Source organism: Streptomyces sp. BR1, assembly GCF_052373795.1.
In the GTDB taxonomy this organism is placed as follows: Bacteria; Actinomycetota; Actinomycetes; order Streptomycetales; family Streptomycetaceae; genus Streptomyces.
This window is the reverse complement of the sequence record NZ_CM126252.1, coordinates 3,747,985-3,764,580: the sequence shown is the minus strand read 5'-3', so window position 1 is coordinate 3,764,580 and position 16,596 is coordinate 3,747,985. Positions and strand designations below refer to the sequence as shown.

The window sequence follows — 16,596 nt, the reverse complement described above, 5'->3', positions numbered from 1 at the left end:
TCACTCGGAGGGGGCGTCGCCCTCGTCGTCGCCGTCGGCGGCGTCGGCGTCCTTCTCCAGGCCCAGCTGCTCGACGAGCCACTTGTCGAACTCGATCGAGGCGCGCACCCAGCTCACCGTCGACGAAACGAAGTGCTCAAGGGCGACGCCGGTGCCGATCAGCATCTGCGCCTCACCGATCAGACGGACGGCGCCGTCGTCGTGGGTGTGCGTGTAGACCTTCGGCCACAGCGTGCGGCGGTTCCAGTCGTCGATCGTCTCCAGGAGCTGGAGCTTGTCGTCGATGCTGTGCGGGCGGTCGTAGAACGTCCGCACCGAGAAGACCTGCTGGTCGTCCTCGCCGCGGAACATGAAGTACGTACGGAACTCCTCCCACGGCGCGGCGAGGTCACCCTCGTCGTCCACGACGTACTTGAGCTCCATCTGGTCCAGGAGCTGCTTGACCAGATCCTGGTCGGGGACGACGGGTCCGGCCGGTGCGCCACCGGGCTGCGGGCCGGGCTGAGCCCCGAAATTCGGAATCGAGGACGGGTCGATGCTCATCGTGAATCTTCCTTCGTACGGTTCCGGTCATCCTCTCCCATGCCGGGCGGGGGCTGGCAACCCCCGCCACGGGTATCCGCTGACGGCTGACCGAATCCCGGCCCGCCCGTCCGGTTACAGCTTCTTTCCGGTCGCCGCGCCCACGATCAGGCCCTCGCCGAACCGGTCCACGCGGACCGTGTCGCCGTCCTTGACCTCGCCCGCCAGGATCTCCTTGGCGAGGCGGTCGCCGATCGCGGTCTGGATGAGTCGGCGCAGCGGGCGGGCGCCGTACGCGGGGTCGTTGCCCTCCTCGGCGAGCCAGGCCAGGGCCTCGGGGGTGACGTCGAGGGTGAGGCGGCGGTCGGCCAGTCGCTTGGCGAGCCGGGCGATCTGGAGCTCGGCGATGTGCGCCAGCTCGTCCTTGCCGAGCGCCGAGAAGACCACCAGGTCGTCGAGGCGGTTCAGGAACTCCGGCTTGAAGGACGCCCTCACCACCTCAAGGACCTGCTGCTTCTTCTCCTCCTCCGAGGTCAGCGGCTCGACCAGGTACTGGCTGCCGAGGTTGGAGGTGAGGATCAGGATGGTGTTGCGGAAGTCGACCGTGCGGCCCTGGCCGTCGGTGAGGCGGCCGTCGTCGAGGACCTGGAGCAGGACGTCGAAGACCTCCGGGTGCGCCTTCTCGACCTCGTCGAGCAGCACCACGCTGTACGGGCGCCGGCGCACCGCCTCGGTGAGCTGGCCGCCCTCCTCGTAACCGACGTAGCCGGGCGGGGCACCGACCAGGCGGGCCACGCTGTGCTTCTCGCCGTACTCGCTCATGTCGATACGGACCATCGCCCGCTCGTCGTCGAAGAGGAAGTCCGCGAGCGCCTTGGCCAGCTCGGTCTTGCCGACGCCGGTCGGGCCGAGGAAGAGGAACGAGCCGGTGGGGCGGTCGGGGTCGGCGATGCCGGCCCGGGTGCGGCGGACCGCGTCCGCGACCGCCTGGACGGCCTCGTGCTGGCCGATGAGGCGGCGGCCCAGCTCGTCCTCCATGCGCAGCAGCTTCTGCGTCTCGCCTTCGAGCAGGCGCCCGGCCGGGATGCCGGTCCAGGAGCCGACCACGTCGGCGATGTCGTCGGGGCCGACCTCGTCCTTGACCATAGTGTCCTTGGCCGCTTCCTGCTCGGCTTCGGAGGCCTCCTCCAGCTCGCGCTCCAGGGTGGGGATCTCCCCGTAGAGCAGCTTGGAGGCGGTGTCGAAGTCGCCGTCGCGCTGAGCGCGCTCGGCCTGGCCGCGCAGGTCGTCGAGGCGTTCCTTCAGCTCGCCGACGCGGTTGAGGCCTTCCTTCTCCTTCTCCCAGCGGGCGGTGAGGCCGCGCAGCTCCTCCTCCTTGTCGGCGAGGTCCTTGCGCAGCCGCTCCAGCCGCTCCTTGGAGGCCGCGTCCGTCTCGTTCTTCAGCGCCAGCTCCTCCATCCGGAGGCGGTCCACGGACCGCTGGAGCTCGTCGATCTCCAGCGGGGACGAGTCGATCTCCATCCGCAGCCGGGACGCGGCCTCGTCGACCAGGTCGATGGCCTTGTCCGGGAGGAAGCGGGAGGTGATGTAGCGGTCGGAGAGGGTCGCGGCCGCCACCAGCGCGCTGTCCGCGATCTGCACCTTGTGGTGGGCCTCGTACCGGCCCTTGAGGCCGCGCAGGATCGCGATGGTGTCCTCGACCGTGGGCTCGGCGACCAGCACCTGCTGGAAGCGGCGCTCCAGGGCCGGGTCCTTCTCGATGCGCTCGCGGTACTCGTCGAGGGTGGTGGCGCCCACCATCCGCAGCTCGCCGCGGGCCAGCATGGGCTTGAGCATGTTGCCCGCGTCCATGGCCGAATCGCCGCCGGCGCCCGCGCCGACGACCGTGTGCAGCTCGTCGATGAACGTGATGACCTGGCCGTCGCTCTCCTTGATCTCGGAGAGGACGGACTTCAGGCGCTCCTCGAACTCGCCCCGGTACTTCGCCCCCGCCACCATCGCGCCCAGGTCCAGCGAGACCAGCCGCTTGTTCTTCAGGGATTCGGGGACGTCGCCCTTCACGATCCGCTGGGCCAGGCCCTCGACGACGGCCGTCTTGCCGACGCCGGGCTCGCCGATGAGCACCGGGTTGTTCTTGGTGCGCCGGGAGAGCACCTGGACGACCCGGCGGATCTCGTGGTCCCGCCCGATCACCGGGTCGAGCTTGCCCTCGCGGGCCGCGGCCGTGAAGTCCGTGCCGAACTTCTCCAGGGCCTTGTACTGGCCCTCGGGGTCGGGGGTGGTCACCCGCCGTCCTCCTCGTACTGTCTCGAATGCCTCAAGGAGCTTCTTCGCGGTCGCGCCCTCCTGGGAGAGGACCTCGCCCGTCTGCCCGCCCTTGGCCGCCAGGCCGATGAGCAGGTGCTCGGTGGAGAGGTAATCGTCGCCCAGTTCCTTGGCGTGCTTCGCCGCGTCGGCGATGACGGCCAGGAGTTCGCGGTTGGGCTGGGGCGGGGCGACGGTGGAGCCGGTCACGCTGGGCAGCGCGGCGAGCAGCCGCTCGGCCCCGGTGCGCACGGCGGCCTGGTCGGCGTCGACGGCCACCAGGAGGTCGACGATGTTCTCGTTGTCCTCGCCCGTGAGCAGCGCGAGCAGCAGGTGCGCGGGCGTCAGGTCGGGGTGCCCGGCGGACACGGCGCGGTTGCTCGCCGCGGTGATCGCGTCCCGGCTCTTGTTGGTCAGCTCGGCGTCCACGTGCGGTCTCTCCTCCTCGGATCAGCGGTCATTGGACTCCATGACTCATCCAGCGTACATAAAGTTGAGTCTATTCCGCTCAAGGTGGCGGGCCAAGGTTCGGCGTAGGTTTCGGCGCATGACCACGACGATCCAGCCGCGTGCCGCTCTCGATCCCCGGCGGCCCGACGAGGCCTATCTCAGCTTCTGGCGCGAGCGGCACTTGTGCACCCTGACCACCCCGCGCCCGGACGGCAGCCCGCATCTGGTGCCGGTGGGCGTCACCTACGACCCGGAGGCGGGCATCGCACGGGTGATCGCCAACCGGTCGAGCCGGAAGGTGCGCAATGTCCAGGCTGCCGGGCCGGAAGGAGCGCGCGTCGCGGTCTGCCAGGTCGACGGGCGCCGCTGGGCCACGCTTGAGGGCCGCGCCCGGGTGCGTACGGACGAGGAGCTGATCGCGGACGCGGTCGCCCGGTACGCCGAGCGGTACGGGCGGGTGCCGCGGCAGAACCCGGACCGGGTGCTGATCGAGATCGCCCTGGAGCGGGCGATGGGCAAGGGCTGAGCCGCCGGCCCCGTACGCCCGCGGTCCCGTACGCGAGAAATGTGCGCGGACAGCACAGCGGCGCCACCGTGTTCAGGTCCACGATGGCGCCGCTGTGTGGGGGAAGCGCCTGAGCGATTTACAACGACGGGGGAATCGCTTCAGGCACTGCGGGGGGTGGCGGTAGATGACTCGGGGTCGAACAGCTGGTGGTCCCGCTGGTCGAGGTTGACGAACACCATGCCGTACCGCACGGCACAGCGAATGGGCTGTGGCGCCCCTCGCGGCCTGCGAAGGCAGCGGTAGGCACGAACGTCCTCGTCGTCCTCACGCGCGACCAGGATCGGCTCGCCGAACAGGGTGACCATCAACGAATCGCCACGGTGGGGAATGGCCGTGACGAGGTCGATGAAATGCCACCCCGAGCGGTACGCCGTGGCCATCTCACGCCGGAAGACCCGGTCGTCCGGCGGGAGGCTCATGCGCCGACACCCTTGGCGATGATGTCCCAGGTCGGCTCGCCTGGAGCCGCCAGGAGTCGAGTCGCCGGCTTGTTGTCCCACGTCGGATCCTTCGCGACCGTACCCTGGGAGGGCTTCTGGTCCCACGTCGGTTCCCCGCTGACGGCGAGAGCGCTGAAAGCAGCCGCCACGACGGCTATAGCGCTGAGTGCTCGAACCATCCTGCTCATGGCCGATCTCCACCTCTTTATGATCATTCCCTCCCCCCGCGCCTAAGACGATGGCTCACTCTGAGCGCTTCCACCAGCGAGGCCAGGCATCATGTTCCTGTAATTCAGGAGTATGAGGGGGGTGTAATCCGGTTGTATCAGGGGCACTTCGGACATAGTCATGGCCCTACAGACCTGTGCGAGATGGGCAAGACCCTCTACGGCACCGCGTTGCGTACCGGCGGAATAACTCGCACAGAAGCCCAGGCCGCTCCCTGTCTCATCGATCTCGCGCTGCTGCGCCCCGATACGGACGACCCCGAGCAACTGCGCCCGGTGCCTCCCTCTGTCGTCCTGAACCAGCTCGTCCAGCCCCTCGAACGGGAGATACACGAGCGCAGGAAGCTGTCGATGCAGCTGACCAGCACCTTCGAGCCGTTCATGAGCATCACCGGCCAGGACGCGGCAAGCACCAACGCCATCACCGTCCTTGAGGGCCTGGAGCTCATCAACACGACCCTGGACCGGGTCATCGACGAGTGCACCAAGGAGCTGCTCACCATCCAGCCGGGCAGCGGCCGCAGACCCGAGGTCATCGAATCGGGGCTGCGCCGGGTCCAGCCGCTGCTCGACCGCGGCGTGGACATGCGCACGCTCTACCAGCACACCGCACGCCATCACTCGGCGACGATCGGGTATGTGGAGCGGATAGCGCCGTACGGGCTCGAAGTCCGCACGCTGGAAGAGATCATCGACCGGCTGATCGTGGTGGACCGCAAGGTCGCCTTCATCCCCGCGCGCAGCGACCGCCGGGTCGCGCTGGAACTGCGCCACGAGGGCCTGGTGCAGTATCTGGTCGGCGTCTTCGACCAGTTCTGGCTGCACGCGGTGCCGTGGGAGGAGGAGGTCCCGTACTCCCTGAAGGCCGAGGGCATCACGGGCGTCCAGCGTTCCATAGCCAAGCTCCTCGTGGAGGGGCATGTGGACGACTCGATCGCGCGCAGACTCGGGATGAACGTACGGACGTGCCGCGCGCACATCGCCAAGCTGAACGCGGCCCTCGGCAGCGGCAGTCGCGCCCAGCTCGGCTATCTCATCGCCCAGTCCGGGATCCTGGAGCAGGACGGCGGCTGACCTCATACGTGGGGGTGGCCGCCCGGTGGGCCGCCCTCGTCGTCGTCCCCGGCCCGGCCCCGTGAGCGGGAGCGGGGGCGGTGCGGCATCAGGTCCTTGCCGCGCGTCTCGCCGGTGCCGACGATCGGCAGCGGATGCGGGGCGCGCCCGTCGGGCGACTGGGGGAACTGCAACAGCCGCCCGGGAGTGACGGGTTGCTCGTCGTCGGGGTGCCCGGCGGGCGCGTACCGGGGCGGGTCCTCGTCCTGGTCGTATACGTCGTCACCGGTGCGCGCCTCGCCTGGCCGGTCCGGCTGCTCGCGGACGCGGCGGCTCGCGCGCGCCTGCTCCTCCCAGCCCTCCTGGAACCAGCGGAGCTGCTCGCTCTGGAGCTCGTCGTCGGTCAGGACGTGTACGCCGTCGACGCCGGCCCGTCTGACCTTCTCGCCCAGCTCGATCAGCAGGCCGCCCAACAGCCGGGCCAGCCGGTCCTGTTCGGCCGGTTCCGTGTCCGAGTCCGCCATCCACGCCCCTCCCTCACACCCCCGGGCTGCCGGCCCCCTCGCCACCCTCCGGCAGGAACGCCTTCGTGACCCGTACGAAGAGCTCCCGCAGCTCGGGCGGAACGCCCATTCTCCGCGCGGCCTCCTCGGGACTCAGCAGCTCCTGGCCATCCTCGTCCTGCCCGCCCCGGCCCGCGGCAATCGGCAGATCGTCCTCGGAGAGCCGCCCTGACCGGATCAGCATGTCCCGCAGCGGTACGTCCAGGACACCCGCAAGCCGGCGCATGGTCTCCAGGTCGGGCATGCTCTGGCGCTGCAACAGCCGGCTCACGGCCGCGCGGTGCACCCCCGCGTCGTCGGCGAGTTTCGACTTGCCGCCACCGCGCGGGCTGTCGATGTCGTAGTGCCGCAGCCGCATCAGCCGCTCGATCCAGGCGGCGAACTCGTCGAGGCCGTCCGCATGGGAGCGGCCACTGTCGCCACGGTATCCCTGCTCATTGCGGGCGCCGGCCCGTGCGCTCGAACCCATGTGGTCGTTCTCCCTCGTCGCGGGGGACAGCGTACCGCCGGCGCACTCGCGCGTAACTTGATGCGCGCCCGCACGCATAGGCCGCTTGCGTACGCGCACGCACCGTGTCACCCTGATCACGCGTTCGCAATTTGCCGAACTCATGTTCCCATACGTGGGGAGGGGTTTGCACGTGCCCGCACACATGACCACTCCGAAAACACCCTTGACCTCGGACTTATCCCGCTCGGCGGATGACCTCGACTGGCGCAGGGCCGCCGCCTGCGTGAACCTCCCACAGCGTTCCGTATTCACCCGTGTTCCCTCCGAGGCAGAACCGGTATTGCGAGCATGCAATCAGTGCCCCATCCGCAAGGAGTGCGAGGTCGTCGTCGACCCCGCGCACACCTGGTTCGACGGCGTCAGCGGCGGCCGTCTGTGGCGCAACGGCCGCGAGGTCAAACGGCGGCCCGCGCCCGCGCTGCCGCAGCAGACGACCCCGAAGCAGGCGACGCGATGAACGCCGACGGCGCGGTGTGGCTCCAGTCGCTGGCCCGCCGGTTCCCCGAACTCCTCGCGGAGCTCGCCCCGTCGACCGGTGGCCTGCGCGAGCGCCGCGGCGGCGGCCCCGTGCGGGGCACCACCGCCCCGATCCGGCTGCACATCTCCGACGCCGTCCGGGACATCACCGACGGCGTGGTCGAGCTGGAGGAGGCGGTACGCGAACGGCTCGGCCTGCGCCCGGCGCCCCCGGCCCCGGTCCCGGCCCGGCTGCGCCGCATCGCCCAACTCCTCGACCGTGTACGGCAGTTCCCCGATCTGGCCGAGCATCTGACGGACGAGACACGGCGGATGGCGCGGCGCTGCGCCCGGGAGCTGGGCGATCCGGAGCAGATGATCCGCCTGGACGGGCGCTGCCCCGCGTGCGACTCGGTCTCGCTGCGGATCTTCCCGGAGCGCGGCGCGGTGCTGTGCGTGAACCCGGTCTGCCGCCATGTGGTGGAGACGGCCGTGGAGACCGCGCTTGAGGGGGCCTCGTGAGCGCGACGCTCGTCTCGGGCGACCTCGCCGCCGCCGAGGTCGACGTCTCGCCCGCGACCATCCGCAAGTGGGTCCAGCTCGGGCATCTGAAGTCCGCGGGCCGGCAGGGCCGACGGCTGCTGTACCGCCTGGAGGACGTGTTCGCGGCCGAGCGGTCCGTGCACCGTAATGAGATCCACTGAGAATCGATCTACGAAATGGCCTCACCCGCACCGGGGTGGGGCCATTTTCCATGCGGCCGCACCAGCCCCAAATGCCCCCGCGAGAAGACGAGTTGCGGATTCGGCGACCCTGGATCACACTTGATGCAGCGGCAGAGCTGCGCCCACCCGCTGGGCGACGGATCTGCCGCTTTGCGTTGCCCGTAAGATCGCCTTCCGTATTCAGAATTTCGCGGTCCGCTCAACCCAACCTCGGAAAGCCGCAGTTGCACGCCCTGGCGCGTAAGCCACCCCGTCATCTCTCACACCGTCGACGCCACCTCGTCCGTTGACTACCTTTGCGCTCCCCTTCGGCCACTTCGCGCCACGAGGAGCGACAGCATGGCAGGAACGGACCACATAGAAGCCCGAATTCACCGCTGGCTGGTGTCGCACAGCATTTCCGTACTCCGACTGAGCATGGGCGCGGTACTTCTCGGATTCGGGATTCTCAAATACTTCCCCGGTATGAGTCCCGCCCAGGGGCTCGTCGTCGCGACCCTGCACCGGCTCACCCTCGGGCTCGTACCGCACCTCGTCCCCGCCACCGTCGCCATGGACTGCGTCGCGACGCTGGAGAGCGTGATCGGGGTGCTGCTGCTCGTCGGGCGGTGGATGCGCCCGACCGTTGCGCTGCTCATGGTCCATCTCGTCGGCATCCTCACCCCCGTCGTACTGCTGCCGGGGCGGATCTTCGGCGGGCCGCACCACATGCCCACGCTCGAAGGCCAGTACGTCCTCAAGGACGTGGTCCTGCTCGCCGCCGGTCTGGTCATCGCGACCACGGTCCGGGGCAGCGCTCTGACTGTCCGTCAGAAATCTGTGGACGGCAGCCCCGCCGGCGTCACCACCAGCACGTCGGGGGGTATCGCGAAAGGAACCTGACCAGTGGATCAGATCCTGTACTGGAACGCGGTCGCCCTGGAGGCCGACCGCACGACCCACACCACGGGCGCCCCGTCCGAGGGCAACTCGCGGGGGCCGTGCGGTGCCTCCCGGGCACTGGCGATCACGCATCTCGCGATGCACGACGCCTACTACGGCATCCACCCCGGCCACGACTGCTACCTGGGCTCCTCGCTGCCCCAGGCCCCGGTCGGCGCCTCCTCCGACGCGGCGATCGCGGCCGCCGCGCACTCGGCCCTGAACGCGCTTTACCCGGCGCAGAAGGACTTCTTCAACGACCGCCACCGCGCGGCCGGGATCACCGGCGGCCAGGCCACCGACGACGGCCACGCCTTCGGGCTCAAGGTCGCGGGCGCCCTGCTGGCGCTGCGCGCCAAGGACCCCGGCCTCGGCGACGACGGGTATGTCCACTCGGTCGCCCGGGAGCACCACCGCGCGGACCCGGCCGACCCCGGCCAGACCCCCTACGCCGCCTTCTACGGCGCCCACTCCCACCTCTTCGCGGCCACCGCGCGCCACCACCTCGACGCTCCCCCGAGGCCCGGCACCCCGCTGCACAGCGCGGGCCTGCGCCAGGTGCGCGCCAAGGGCATCGCCCCGCATCTGATGGGCACGCTCCCCGCCGAGCTCCAGGCCTCCCGCCGTACCCAGAACGAGACGGCCACCGGCATGTTCTGGGCGTACGACGGGGTGAAGGGCCTGGGCACACCGCCCCGGCTCTACAACACCGTCATCCGCAGGGTCGCGGCCGCCCAGGGCAATGACACCGGCCAGAACGCGCGGCTGTTCGCGCTGGTCAACGCGGCGATGGCGGACGCGGGCATCCTCGCCTGGTTCGACAAGTACTACTACGACCTGTGGCGCCCGGTGGTCGGTGTGCGCGAGCAGGACGTCTCCGGCGGCCCGGCCGGAACGGGCGTCGACGCGCTGAGCGCGGACGCCGACCCCGACTGGCTGCCGCTGGGCGCGCCCAACACCAACAACCCGGGCGGCAGGGTGAACAGGACGCCCCCGTTCCCCTCGTACCCGTCCGGTCACGCCACCTTCGGCGCGGCCGCCTTCCAGTCGGTGCGGCACTTCTACCACCAGGGCGCGTACGCCCCCGACAACCTGGCCGCCGGTCTGGAATTCGTCTCCGACGAACTCGACGGCGTGAACAGCGGCCCCGACGGCGTCGTGCGGACCCGGGTCGTCCGCAAGTTCCCCGGCGGACTCTGGGAAATGATCAAGGAGAACAGCATCAGCCGCGTATTCCTGGGCGTGCACTGGAATTACGACGGCTGGACGCCGGACACGTCCGGCGAAATGGACCTCACCCACAACATCGGCGGTGTCCGCCTGGGCCTCGACATAGCGAACGACATCGCCTCGCACGGCCTGCGCGCCTCGCACGCGGCGGGCCCGGCGGTATAAGTCCGCCGTGAATCCAGCGAATTTCCTACGACGTGTGAACCGCACAACTCCCCACCAGAAAAGGGAAATTACTGTGGAAACCAATGTGACTGTTGATGCGGTGACGGAGCTCGGATCCGGTCACCCCGGCGACAACCAGGCCCCGCCCAAGCGCGGCGGTTTCGTGTACGCCATGAGCAACCAGGAGACCGGGAACTCGGTGACGGTCTTCGCCCGGGACATCTACGGCACCCTGACCAGGAAGGGCACGTACCCGACGGGCGGGATCGGCGTCGGCCGCAGCTATGACCTGGAGGACGCGTCCGACCCGCTGGTCTCGCAGGCATCCCTGATCATCAGCGACGACAAGCGGTTCCTGTTCGGCGTCGACGCGGGCAGCAACGAGGTCTCCTCGCTGGCCATCGAGGGCGAGCGGCTGCGCCACATCAGCCGGGTCCCGTCCGGCGGAACGCGCCCGGTCAGCCTGACCGTGCACGGCAATCTGCTGTACGTGGTCAACTCCGGCGACGGCGCGATCTCGGGCTTCACCATCGGCGACTACGGCCAGCTCACCCCCGTCGAGGGCTCCCTCCAATACCTCGTGGGCGGCGCCGCCGCGGGCCCCTCGCAGATCTCCTTCACGCCCGACGGCACCCAGCTGGTCGCCACCGAGCGCCAGACCAACGTCATCGACGTCTTCCCCGTCGACGCGTACGGCCGGGCCGGCGCCCCCGTACGCAACGACTCGCACGGCCCCGCGCCCTTCACCGCCACCTTCCACGGCGACGTCCTGCTGGTCACCGAGATCATCGGCGGCCGCAACTTCCTGGGCTCGATGTCGACGTACCGGGTCAACCGGGACGGCACCCTCCAGGTGATCAGCGGCTCGGTCGACACGACTGAGGCGACCACCTGCTGGACGGCCAACAGCGTCCTCGACCCGAGCGTGATCTACGCGGCGAGCGCCCAGAGCGGCAGCATCGCCGGGTTCCGTATCAGCGACACCGGCGAGCTCACGCTCTTCCCGCCGGACGGCCACATGGCCATCTCCCGCGACCAGCACGCCACCCAGGACATGGCGATCACCGAGGACGGCCTCTACCTGTACGTGATCGTCGCCGGCTTCGACGAGAAGATCACCGACCCCCGCCTCCCCAACTACACCGAGGGCACCCCGTACAGCAACAAGATGTCGATAGCGGCCTACCGAATCGAGGCCAGCGGCGGCCTGACCCCCCTGCGAGGCTTCGGAGTCCAGGACGACCCGCCGCGGGTAGTCAGCCAGGGCGTACTGGCCCCGAGCGCGGGGGGTCTGGCGCCGGGGTCGGAGGGCCTGGTAGCCATCTGATGAGGTTGCCTCCGCCCCTTCAGGGGCGCGGGGCTGTGACATTTGCGGCTCCGCCGCGTGGGCGCGACCAGCCACGCACGGTCCGCAGACGAAAGGTGTTGGCCCACGGCCGTCCCGCGAACGCCGACCGTGGGCCGCACTTCGTACGTACTACTCGGCCAGGACCGCGAGGTCCAACCGCCGCAACTGTTCCGGGTCCGCCCGAAGCGAGATCTCGGAGATCCGCCCGTCCACCAACGTGAACCCGATAACAACCTTGAGGCACCCGGCCGGGGCCCACACGGCCCCCACTGACCCATCCACCAACGCCAGTTGAGCGGTATGCGCACGCCCCTTGAACGTCCCGGCCACGGCAAGCGCGCCCCGCACCTCGCCCAGCGCACCGACCTCGACCGTGGCCCGGTCGGCCCGCACGACCACATCGGGGTCGAGAAGTTCGAGCAACGCGTCGAAATCCCCGGCCCGCGACGCCGCGAAGAACGCGTCCACAACCTCCCGCTGCCGCGCCAGATCGGCGTCCGGCACCGGCGCGGACTCCTGCACCCGCCGCCGAGCCCGACTGGCCAACTGCCGCGTGGCCACGGTGGACCGCCCCACCACAGGCGCGATCTCGTCGAACGGCACCATGAACATGTCGTGCAGCACGAACGCGATCCGCTCAGCGGGCGCAAGCGTGTTGAGCACGACGAGCATCGCAAGCCCGACCGAGTCGACCAGGAGCACCTCGTGCTCGGGGTCGCCAGGCTCCTCGTACCCGCCGGACGGCCGCGGCACCGGCTCGTCGTACAGCAGCTCACGCCGTGAGTCGCGCGAGCGCAGCATGTCCAGGCAGACCCGTCCGACGACGGTCGTCAGCCAGCCGCCCAGGTTCTTGACCTCGCTCACATCGGAGCGGCTGAGCCGCAGCCACGCTTCCTGAACGGCGTCGTCCGCCTCGCTCAGCGAGCCGAGGATCCGGTAGGCGACGGCCCGCAGGTGGGTGCGGTTGGCCTCGAACCGCTCGGCCAGTCGTTCGCCCTCGTCCACTTCCACGTTCACGGTCACTATTCCCTGCCTCACCCGAAGAGGTGACACCGACTGTATCGGCTGCGCAGCCCCACGGGTACGCCGCCTTTCCTCTCAACTCCGTTACGGATCAGGTCATTTCATGGAGGTCCCATGGCCGCATCCCCTGTCACTCCCGTCACGCGGGTCAACGCGGCCCGCGCCCAGCGACTCGAAGCGCTCGGCCGCGCCTGGGCCTTCGAACTGGGCGGCGAGGTCTTCGAGCTGCCGCAGGAGTTCACCCGCGACACCGCGCGCAAGCTGCGCGCGCTCGGCGGCGACGACCCGTACGCCTCGCTGCGGATCCTCCTCGGCGAGCAGCAGTCCCGCCGCTTCGACCGCCACCGCGCCTCCGCCTGCGACGTCGAGGCGATCTGGGCGTCCTACGGCCGCGACACCGGGCTCGGCCTGGGGGAAGGCTGCGCCTCGGTGTGTACGTCGACGACAACGCCGAGGCACTGGAAGCGGCGCTGCTGCGCCACTACGGCGTCGACCTCCTGGACTGGTACCGGGGCAGCCTCTCGTCGCGCCGCCTCGCCGTCCTGATCAGGCACCTACCGAGGGAGGCATCGTGGTGAGCAGCGGCCAGGCCGAAGGAGTGGCCATCGAACTGGAACGGCTGCGGCGCGCGGTGGAGGTCGGATTCGCCACCACCCGGGGCGACTTGGCGCTGCTGCTCCAGCGTGCCGACCAGACCGACAAGACCCTGGGCGAACACGACGACCGGCTCGACGCCCTGGAGCGCGGCCGCTGGCCGCTGCCCGCGATCGCCGCGCTCACGTCGTGCGCCGCACTCGCGGTGAGCATCTGGCAGGGAACGGGCCACTGAGTACATCGCGTAACCCGTAACACCCGTACCAACCCACCCACTTGAGGAGATGCACCCATGTCCGCGTCCCACGGCACCACCCCCTGCGGTCGCGCCAACCCCAGCGCGACCAGCGGCGACTTCGGCCGGATGTTCCCGAATCCGGCGCCGCGCAAGGCGACCGGTCTGCCGCTGGCGCTGAAGTACGGCGCGCCGGGAGGTATCGCCGACGGCGGGCCGACCTCCGACGGCCAGCTCTCCCCGGAGATCCCGGCGGGGTTCACCTTCCTCGGCCAGTTCATCGACCACGATCTGACCCTGGACGTACTGTCCGTGCTCGGCGGGCGCTTCGAGCCCGGCGACATCACCGACTTCCGCACCCCGCGCCTGGACATGGACTCCGTGTACGGCGGCGGCCCGGTCGTCAGCCGTCATCTCTACGACGGCTCGCCGCAGGGGAAGTTGGCGATCAACCCCAACGGCGTGGACTTCGCCCGTATCGACAGCGACGTGGCTCGTATCGGGGATCCGCGCAACGACGAGAACATGCTGCTCGCGCAGTTGCACCTACAGATGATCAAGTTCCACAACCACGTCACGGATCTGCTCGCCCAGGGCACGATCACCGACGCCTTCGGGCGCCGCCTGCCGCCCAAGCCCGCCGACGAGCCGCCGACCCAGCAGCCGGGCGCGACCCTGGACCAGCTGCTCGACGTCGACAACTACTACGAGGCCCTGTACGCCTCTGCGCGGCAGCTGGTGCAGTGGCACTACCAGTGGATCATCCTGCACGAGTTCCTGCCGAACTTCGTGGACCCGGCGATCCTGCGCGACATCGTCGACAACGGGCCGCGCTTCTTCGATCCCGGCGAGAAGCCGTTCATGCCGATCGAGTTCTCGGCGGCGGGCTTCCGCGCCTTCCACTCCACGATCCGCTCCACCTACCGCATCAACGAGAAGTTCTCCGGCAAGCTCTTCCCCGACAACCCGGACGCGCCCGCGCTCCCGCGCACCGATCTGCGCGGCGGGCCGGTGCTGCCCGAGCACGCGATCGACTGGCGGTTCTTCTTCGACGTGTCGCGCTCGTTCCGGCCGCAGACCACTCGCCGTATCCAGGGTTCGATCAACACGCAGCTGCTCGATCTGCCGGTGAGCGCGGTGCCGGGCGCGAAGCCGGGTGCGCTGGCCCGCCCGGTGGCCTCGCTCGCGGTACGGAACCTGCTGCGCAGCGAGGCGCTCGGACTGCCGTCCGGCCAGGACATCGCGCGCGCCATCGGCGATGTGCCGCTGAGCGACGCCGAGTTGGGCACCGGCGAGCCCATGTACCTCTGGTACTACATCCTCAGGGAGGCCGAAGTCCGCAACCGGGGACGCCACTTCGGCCCGGTCGGCAGCCGGATCATCGGCGAGACGCTCGTCGCTCTGCTGCGGGCCACCCCGTCCTCGTACCACCAGGTCTACCCCACCTGGCAGCCCACGCTCGGCGAGACGCCCGGCCGGTTCGAGATGGCCGACCTGCTGTATCTGGCAGGCGCGCTCAAGGACTGACAGCCGTACGAGAACAGCGGCCCGCTCCCTTTTCAGGGTGCGGGCCGCTGTGTCGTTTCTGCGTACTGGCGTTACTCCGACGGCCGCTTGGGCCGCCAGACCACCAGCGCGCTGGTCTGCTGCACATCCTGGTACGGGACCAGATCGCGCCGGTACGACGCGTGGACCTGGGCCTCGCGCTGCCGCATCGCGGCCGCCGCCCCGTCCACCGCCGCCGAGAGCTCGGCGACGCGCTGCTGGAGCGCGGCCACCTGGTTCTCCAGCTCGATGATGCGCTTGATGCCGGCCAGGTTGATGCCCTCGTCCTGCGACAACTGCTGCACCGTACGCAGCAGTTCGATGTCACGGGCCGAGTAGCGCCGCCCGCGCCCGGCCGTGCGGTCGGGCGAGACCAGGCCGAGGCGGTCGTACTGTCGCAGGGTCTGCGGGTGCAGACCGGAGAGCTGAGCGGCGACCGAGATGACGTACACCGGCGATTCGTCGGTCAGTTCGTACGGATTGCGTCGTCGGCCGTCCATGCTCATGCTCCCTTCGCGGCCTGGAACAGTTCTGCCCGCGGATCGTCGTCCGCAGTCGCCTCACGGAACGCTTCCAGTGCCTCGCGCGCCTTGCCGTCGACATCCTTGGGCACCACGACCTCCACGGTGACCAGGAGATCGCCGCGCGAGCCGTCCTTGCGGACCGCGCCCTTGCCGCGCGCCCGCATCGTACGGCCGTTGGGCGTCCCGGCGGGCAGCTTCAGCGTGACCGGGGGCCCGCCGAGGGTGGGCACCTTCACCTCGCCGCCGAGCGCCGCCTCCGCGAAGGTGACGGGCACGGTGATGGTGAGGTTGTCGTCGCGGCGGCCGAAGACCGGGTGGCTGTCGACGTGCACGACCACATACAGGTCGCCCGCCGGACCTCCGCGCTCGCCCGCCGCGCCCTTGCCGCGCAGCCGGATCCGCTGGCCGTCGAAGACGCCCGCCGGGATCCTGACCTGCATGGTCCGGGACGACTTGGCCCGGCCGCTGCCCTTGCAGACGTCGCACGGGTTCTCCGCGATCAGGCCGCGGCCCTTGCAGTCCACGCACGGGTCGGTGAGCGAGAAGCCGCCGCCGGTGCCGCGCGAGACCTGGCCGGTGCCGACGCACGTCGGGCACACCCGGGGCGTGCCGTTCTTGTCGCCGGTGCCCGAACACGCCTTGCACGGGGCCTGGCTGGAGAGCCGGATCGGGACCGTGGCCCCGTCGACCGCCTCGGTGAAGCTGAGCGTCACCTCGGACTCCAGGTCCTGGCCGCGCCGGGGCTGGGTCCGGGTGCCGGTGGTGCCGCCCCGGTTGAACAGACCGCCGAACACGTCGCCGAGCCCGCCGCCGAAGCCGCCGGCGCCGCCACCGCCGCCCCCGGCCTGGGTGCCCCCGAAGAGGTCGCCCAGGTCGAAGTTGAAGGTGCCGCCGCCCGCGCCCGGACCGGCCCGGAAGCCGCCGTTGCCGAACAGCGCGCGGGCCTCGTCGTACTCCTTGCGCTTCTTCGGGTCGCCGAGGATGTCGTTGGCCTCGGAGATCTCCTTGAAGCGCTCCTCCGCCTTGGCGTCACCCTTGTTGGCGTCCGGGTGGAACTCGCGCGCCAGCTTGCGGTACGCCTTCTTGATCTCGGCCTCGGTGGCGTCCTTGGGGACGCCGAGAACCTTGTAGTAGTCCTTCTCGACGAAGTCCTTCGTGCTCATCGACGTCCCTCCTCTCGGACGATCCCTGC

Annotated in this window: 20 protein-coding genes; 11 read left to right on the top strand and 9 right to left on the bottom strand. The window is 69.9% G+C overall.

What is annotated here, in order from left to right; all coding sequences use genetic code 11:
- Nucleotides 1-543 (bottom strand): YbjN domain-containing protein, encoded by a 543-nt coding sequence (locus tag ACT1U9_RS16410; RefSeq protein WP_444533490.1) that lies wholly within the window; start codon nucleotides 541-543, stop codon nucleotides 1-3.
- Between the two features lie 114 nt (nucleotides 544-657).
- Nucleotides 658-3,255, bottom strand: coding sequence for an ATP-dependent chaperone ClpB (gene clpB, locus ACT1U9_RS16405; RefSeq protein WP_444533489.1), 2,598 nt, complete (start codon nucleotides 3,253-3,255; stop codon nucleotides 658-660).
- Nucleotides 3,256-3,373: 118 nt separating this feature from the next.
- Between clpB and ACT1U9_RS16400 the strand changes: the two genes are divergently transcribed.
- The gene (locus ACT1U9_RS16400) at nucleotides 3,374-3,802 is read left to right on the top strand and encodes a pyridoxamine 5'-phosphate oxidase family protein (protein ID WP_444533488.1); all 429 of its coding nucleotides are present in this window, start codon (nucleotides 3,374-3,376) and stop codon (nucleotides 3,800-3,802) included.
- Between the two features lie 140 nt (nucleotides 3,803-3,942).
- Here the strand turns inward: ACT1U9_RS16400 and ACT1U9_RS16395 are convergent, their stop codons facing one another.
- The gene (locus ACT1U9_RS16395) at nucleotides 3,943-4,263 is read right to left on the bottom strand and encodes a (2Fe-2S)-binding protein (protein WP_283142738.1); all 321 of its coding nucleotides are present in this window, start codon (nucleotides 4,261-4,263) and stop codon (nucleotides 3,943-3,945) included.
- The gene (locus ACT1U9_RS16390) at nucleotides 4,260-4,472 is read right to left on the bottom strand and encodes a hypothetical protein (protein ID WP_444533487.1); all 213 of its coding nucleotides are present in this window, start codon (nucleotides 4,470-4,472) and stop codon (nucleotides 4,260-4,262) included. Before ACT1U9_RS16390 ends, ACT1U9_RS16395 begins: the two co-directional genes overlap by 4 nt.
- A gap of 183 nt (nucleotides 4,473-4,655) precedes the next feature.
- On the opposite strand from ACT1U9_RS16390, the gene ACT1U9_RS16385 reads away from it, so the two are divergent.
- Entirely contained in the window at nucleotides 4,656-5,585 is a 930-nt protein-coding gene (locus ACT1U9_RS16385) for a helix-turn-helix transcriptional regulator (RefSeq protein WP_444533486.1), read from the top strand.
- 2 nt (nucleotides 5,586-5,587) lie between these two features.
- Here ACT1U9_RS16385 and ACT1U9_RS16380 read toward each other — a convergent pair whose 3' ends face one another.
- Nucleotides 5,588-6,088 carry a hypothetical protein gene (locus ACT1U9_RS16380; protein WP_444533485.1) on the bottom strand — a complete coding sequence of 167 codons (501 nt, stop codon included), beginning with the start codon at nucleotides 6,086-6,088 and terminating at the stop codon, nucleotides 5,588-5,590.
- Between the two features lie 13 nt (nucleotides 6,089-6,101).
- Nucleotides 6,102-6,485: a helix-turn-helix transcriptional regulator gene (locus ACT1U9_RS16375; protein WP_444539130.1), complete on the bottom strand. Its 384-nt coding sequence runs from the start codon at nucleotides 6,483-6,485 to the stop codon at nucleotides 6,102-6,104.
- Between the two features lie 433 nt (nucleotides 6,486-6,918).
- Here ACT1U9_RS16375 and ACT1U9_RS16370 point away from each other — a divergent pair, with 433 nt between their 5' ends.
- The 6 genes from ACT1U9_RS16370 (at nucleotide 6,919) to ACT1U9_RS16345 (ending at nucleotide 11,462) form a co-directional block, all read left to right on the top strand.
- A complete protein-coding gene (locus ACT1U9_RS16370; RefSeq protein ID WP_444533484.1) occupies nucleotides 6,919-7,095 on the top strand; it encodes a hypothetical protein in 177 nt (58 codons plus the stop codon).
- Nucleotides 7,092-7,616, top strand: coding sequence for a hypothetical protein (locus ACT1U9_RS16365; protein ID WP_444533483.1), 525 nt, complete (start codon nucleotides 7,092-7,094; stop codon nucleotides 7,614-7,616). Before ACT1U9_RS16370 ends, ACT1U9_RS16365 begins: the two co-directional genes overlap by 4 nt.
- Nucleotides 7,613-7,798 (top strand): helix-turn-helix domain-containing protein, encoded by a 186-nt coding sequence (locus tag ACT1U9_RS16360; protein WP_444533482.1) that lies wholly within the window; start codon nucleotides 7,613-7,615, stop codon nucleotides 7,796-7,798. Before ACT1U9_RS16365 ends, ACT1U9_RS16360 begins: the two co-directional genes overlap by 4 nt.
- 360 nt (nucleotides 7,799-8,158) lie before the next feature.
- Nucleotides 8,159-8,701: a DUF417 domain-containing protein gene (locus ACT1U9_RS16355; RefSeq protein WP_444533481.1), complete on the top strand. Its 543-nt coding sequence runs from the start codon at nucleotides 8,159-8,161 to the stop codon at nucleotides 8,699-8,701.
- Between the two features lie 3 nt (nucleotides 8,702-8,704).
- Entirely contained in the window at nucleotides 8,705-10,135 is a 1,431-nt protein-coding gene (locus ACT1U9_RS16350; RefSeq protein WP_444533480.1) for a hypothetical protein, read from the top strand.
- 100 nt (nucleotides 10,136-10,235) lie between these two features.
- Nucleotides 10,236-11,462 carry a lactonase family protein gene (locus ACT1U9_RS16345; RefSeq protein WP_444533479.1) on the top strand — a complete coding sequence of 409 codons (1,227 nt, stop codon included), beginning with the start codon at nucleotides 10,236-10,238 and terminating at the stop codon, nucleotides 11,460-11,462.
- Nucleotides 11,463-11,612: 150 nt separating this feature from the next.
- Here ACT1U9_RS16345 and ACT1U9_RS16340 read toward each other — a convergent pair whose 3' ends face one another.
- Nucleotides 11,613-12,488, bottom strand: coding sequence for a sigma-70 family RNA polymerase sigma factor (locus ACT1U9_RS16340; RefSeq protein ID WP_444539129.1), 876 nt, complete (start codon nucleotides 12,486-12,488; stop codon nucleotides 11,613-11,615).
- Nucleotides 12,489-12,620: 132 nt separating this feature from the next.
- Here ACT1U9_RS16340 and ACT1U9_RS16335 point away from each other — a divergent pair, with 132 nt between their 5' ends.
- Genes ACT1U9_RS16335 through ACT1U9_RS16325 form a run of 3 tightly spaced genes read left to right on the top strand, consistent with a single transcriptional unit; the run spans nucleotide 12,621 to nucleotide 14,862 of the window.
- Entirely contained in the window at nucleotides 12,621-13,052 is a 432-nt protein-coding gene (locus ACT1U9_RS16335) for a hypothetical protein (RefSeq protein WP_444533478.1), read from the top strand.
- Between the two features lie 28 nt (nucleotides 13,053-13,080).
- Complete coding sequence (locus ACT1U9_RS16330) at nucleotides 13,081-13,335, top strand: hypothetical protein (protein WP_444533477.1); 255 nt, start codon at nucleotides 13,081-13,083, stop codon at nucleotides 13,333-13,335.
- Between the two features lie 57 nt (nucleotides 13,336-13,392).
- Nucleotides 13,393-14,862 (top strand): peroxidase family protein, encoded by a 1,470-nt coding sequence (locus tag ACT1U9_RS16325; protein ID WP_444533476.1) that lies wholly within the window; start codon nucleotides 13,393-13,395, stop codon nucleotides 14,860-14,862.
- A gap of 71 nt (nucleotides 14,863-14,933) precedes the next feature.
- Here the strand turns inward: ACT1U9_RS16325 and ACT1U9_RS16320 are convergent, their stop codons facing one another.
- Entirely contained in the window at nucleotides 14,934-15,380 is a 447-nt protein-coding gene (locus tag ACT1U9_RS16320; protein WP_444533475.1) for a heat shock protein transcriptional repressor HspR, read from the bottom strand.
- A gap of 2 nt (nucleotides 15,381-15,382) precedes the next feature.
- On the bottom strand, nucleotides 15,383-16,567 hold the full coding sequence (dnaJ, locus tag ACT1U9_RS16315; protein ID WP_444533474.1) for a molecular chaperone DnaJ: 1,185 nt from the start codon (nucleotides 16,565-16,567) through the stop codon (nucleotides 15,383-15,385).
- Between the last annotated feature and the right edge of the window lie 29 nt (nucleotides 16,568-16,596).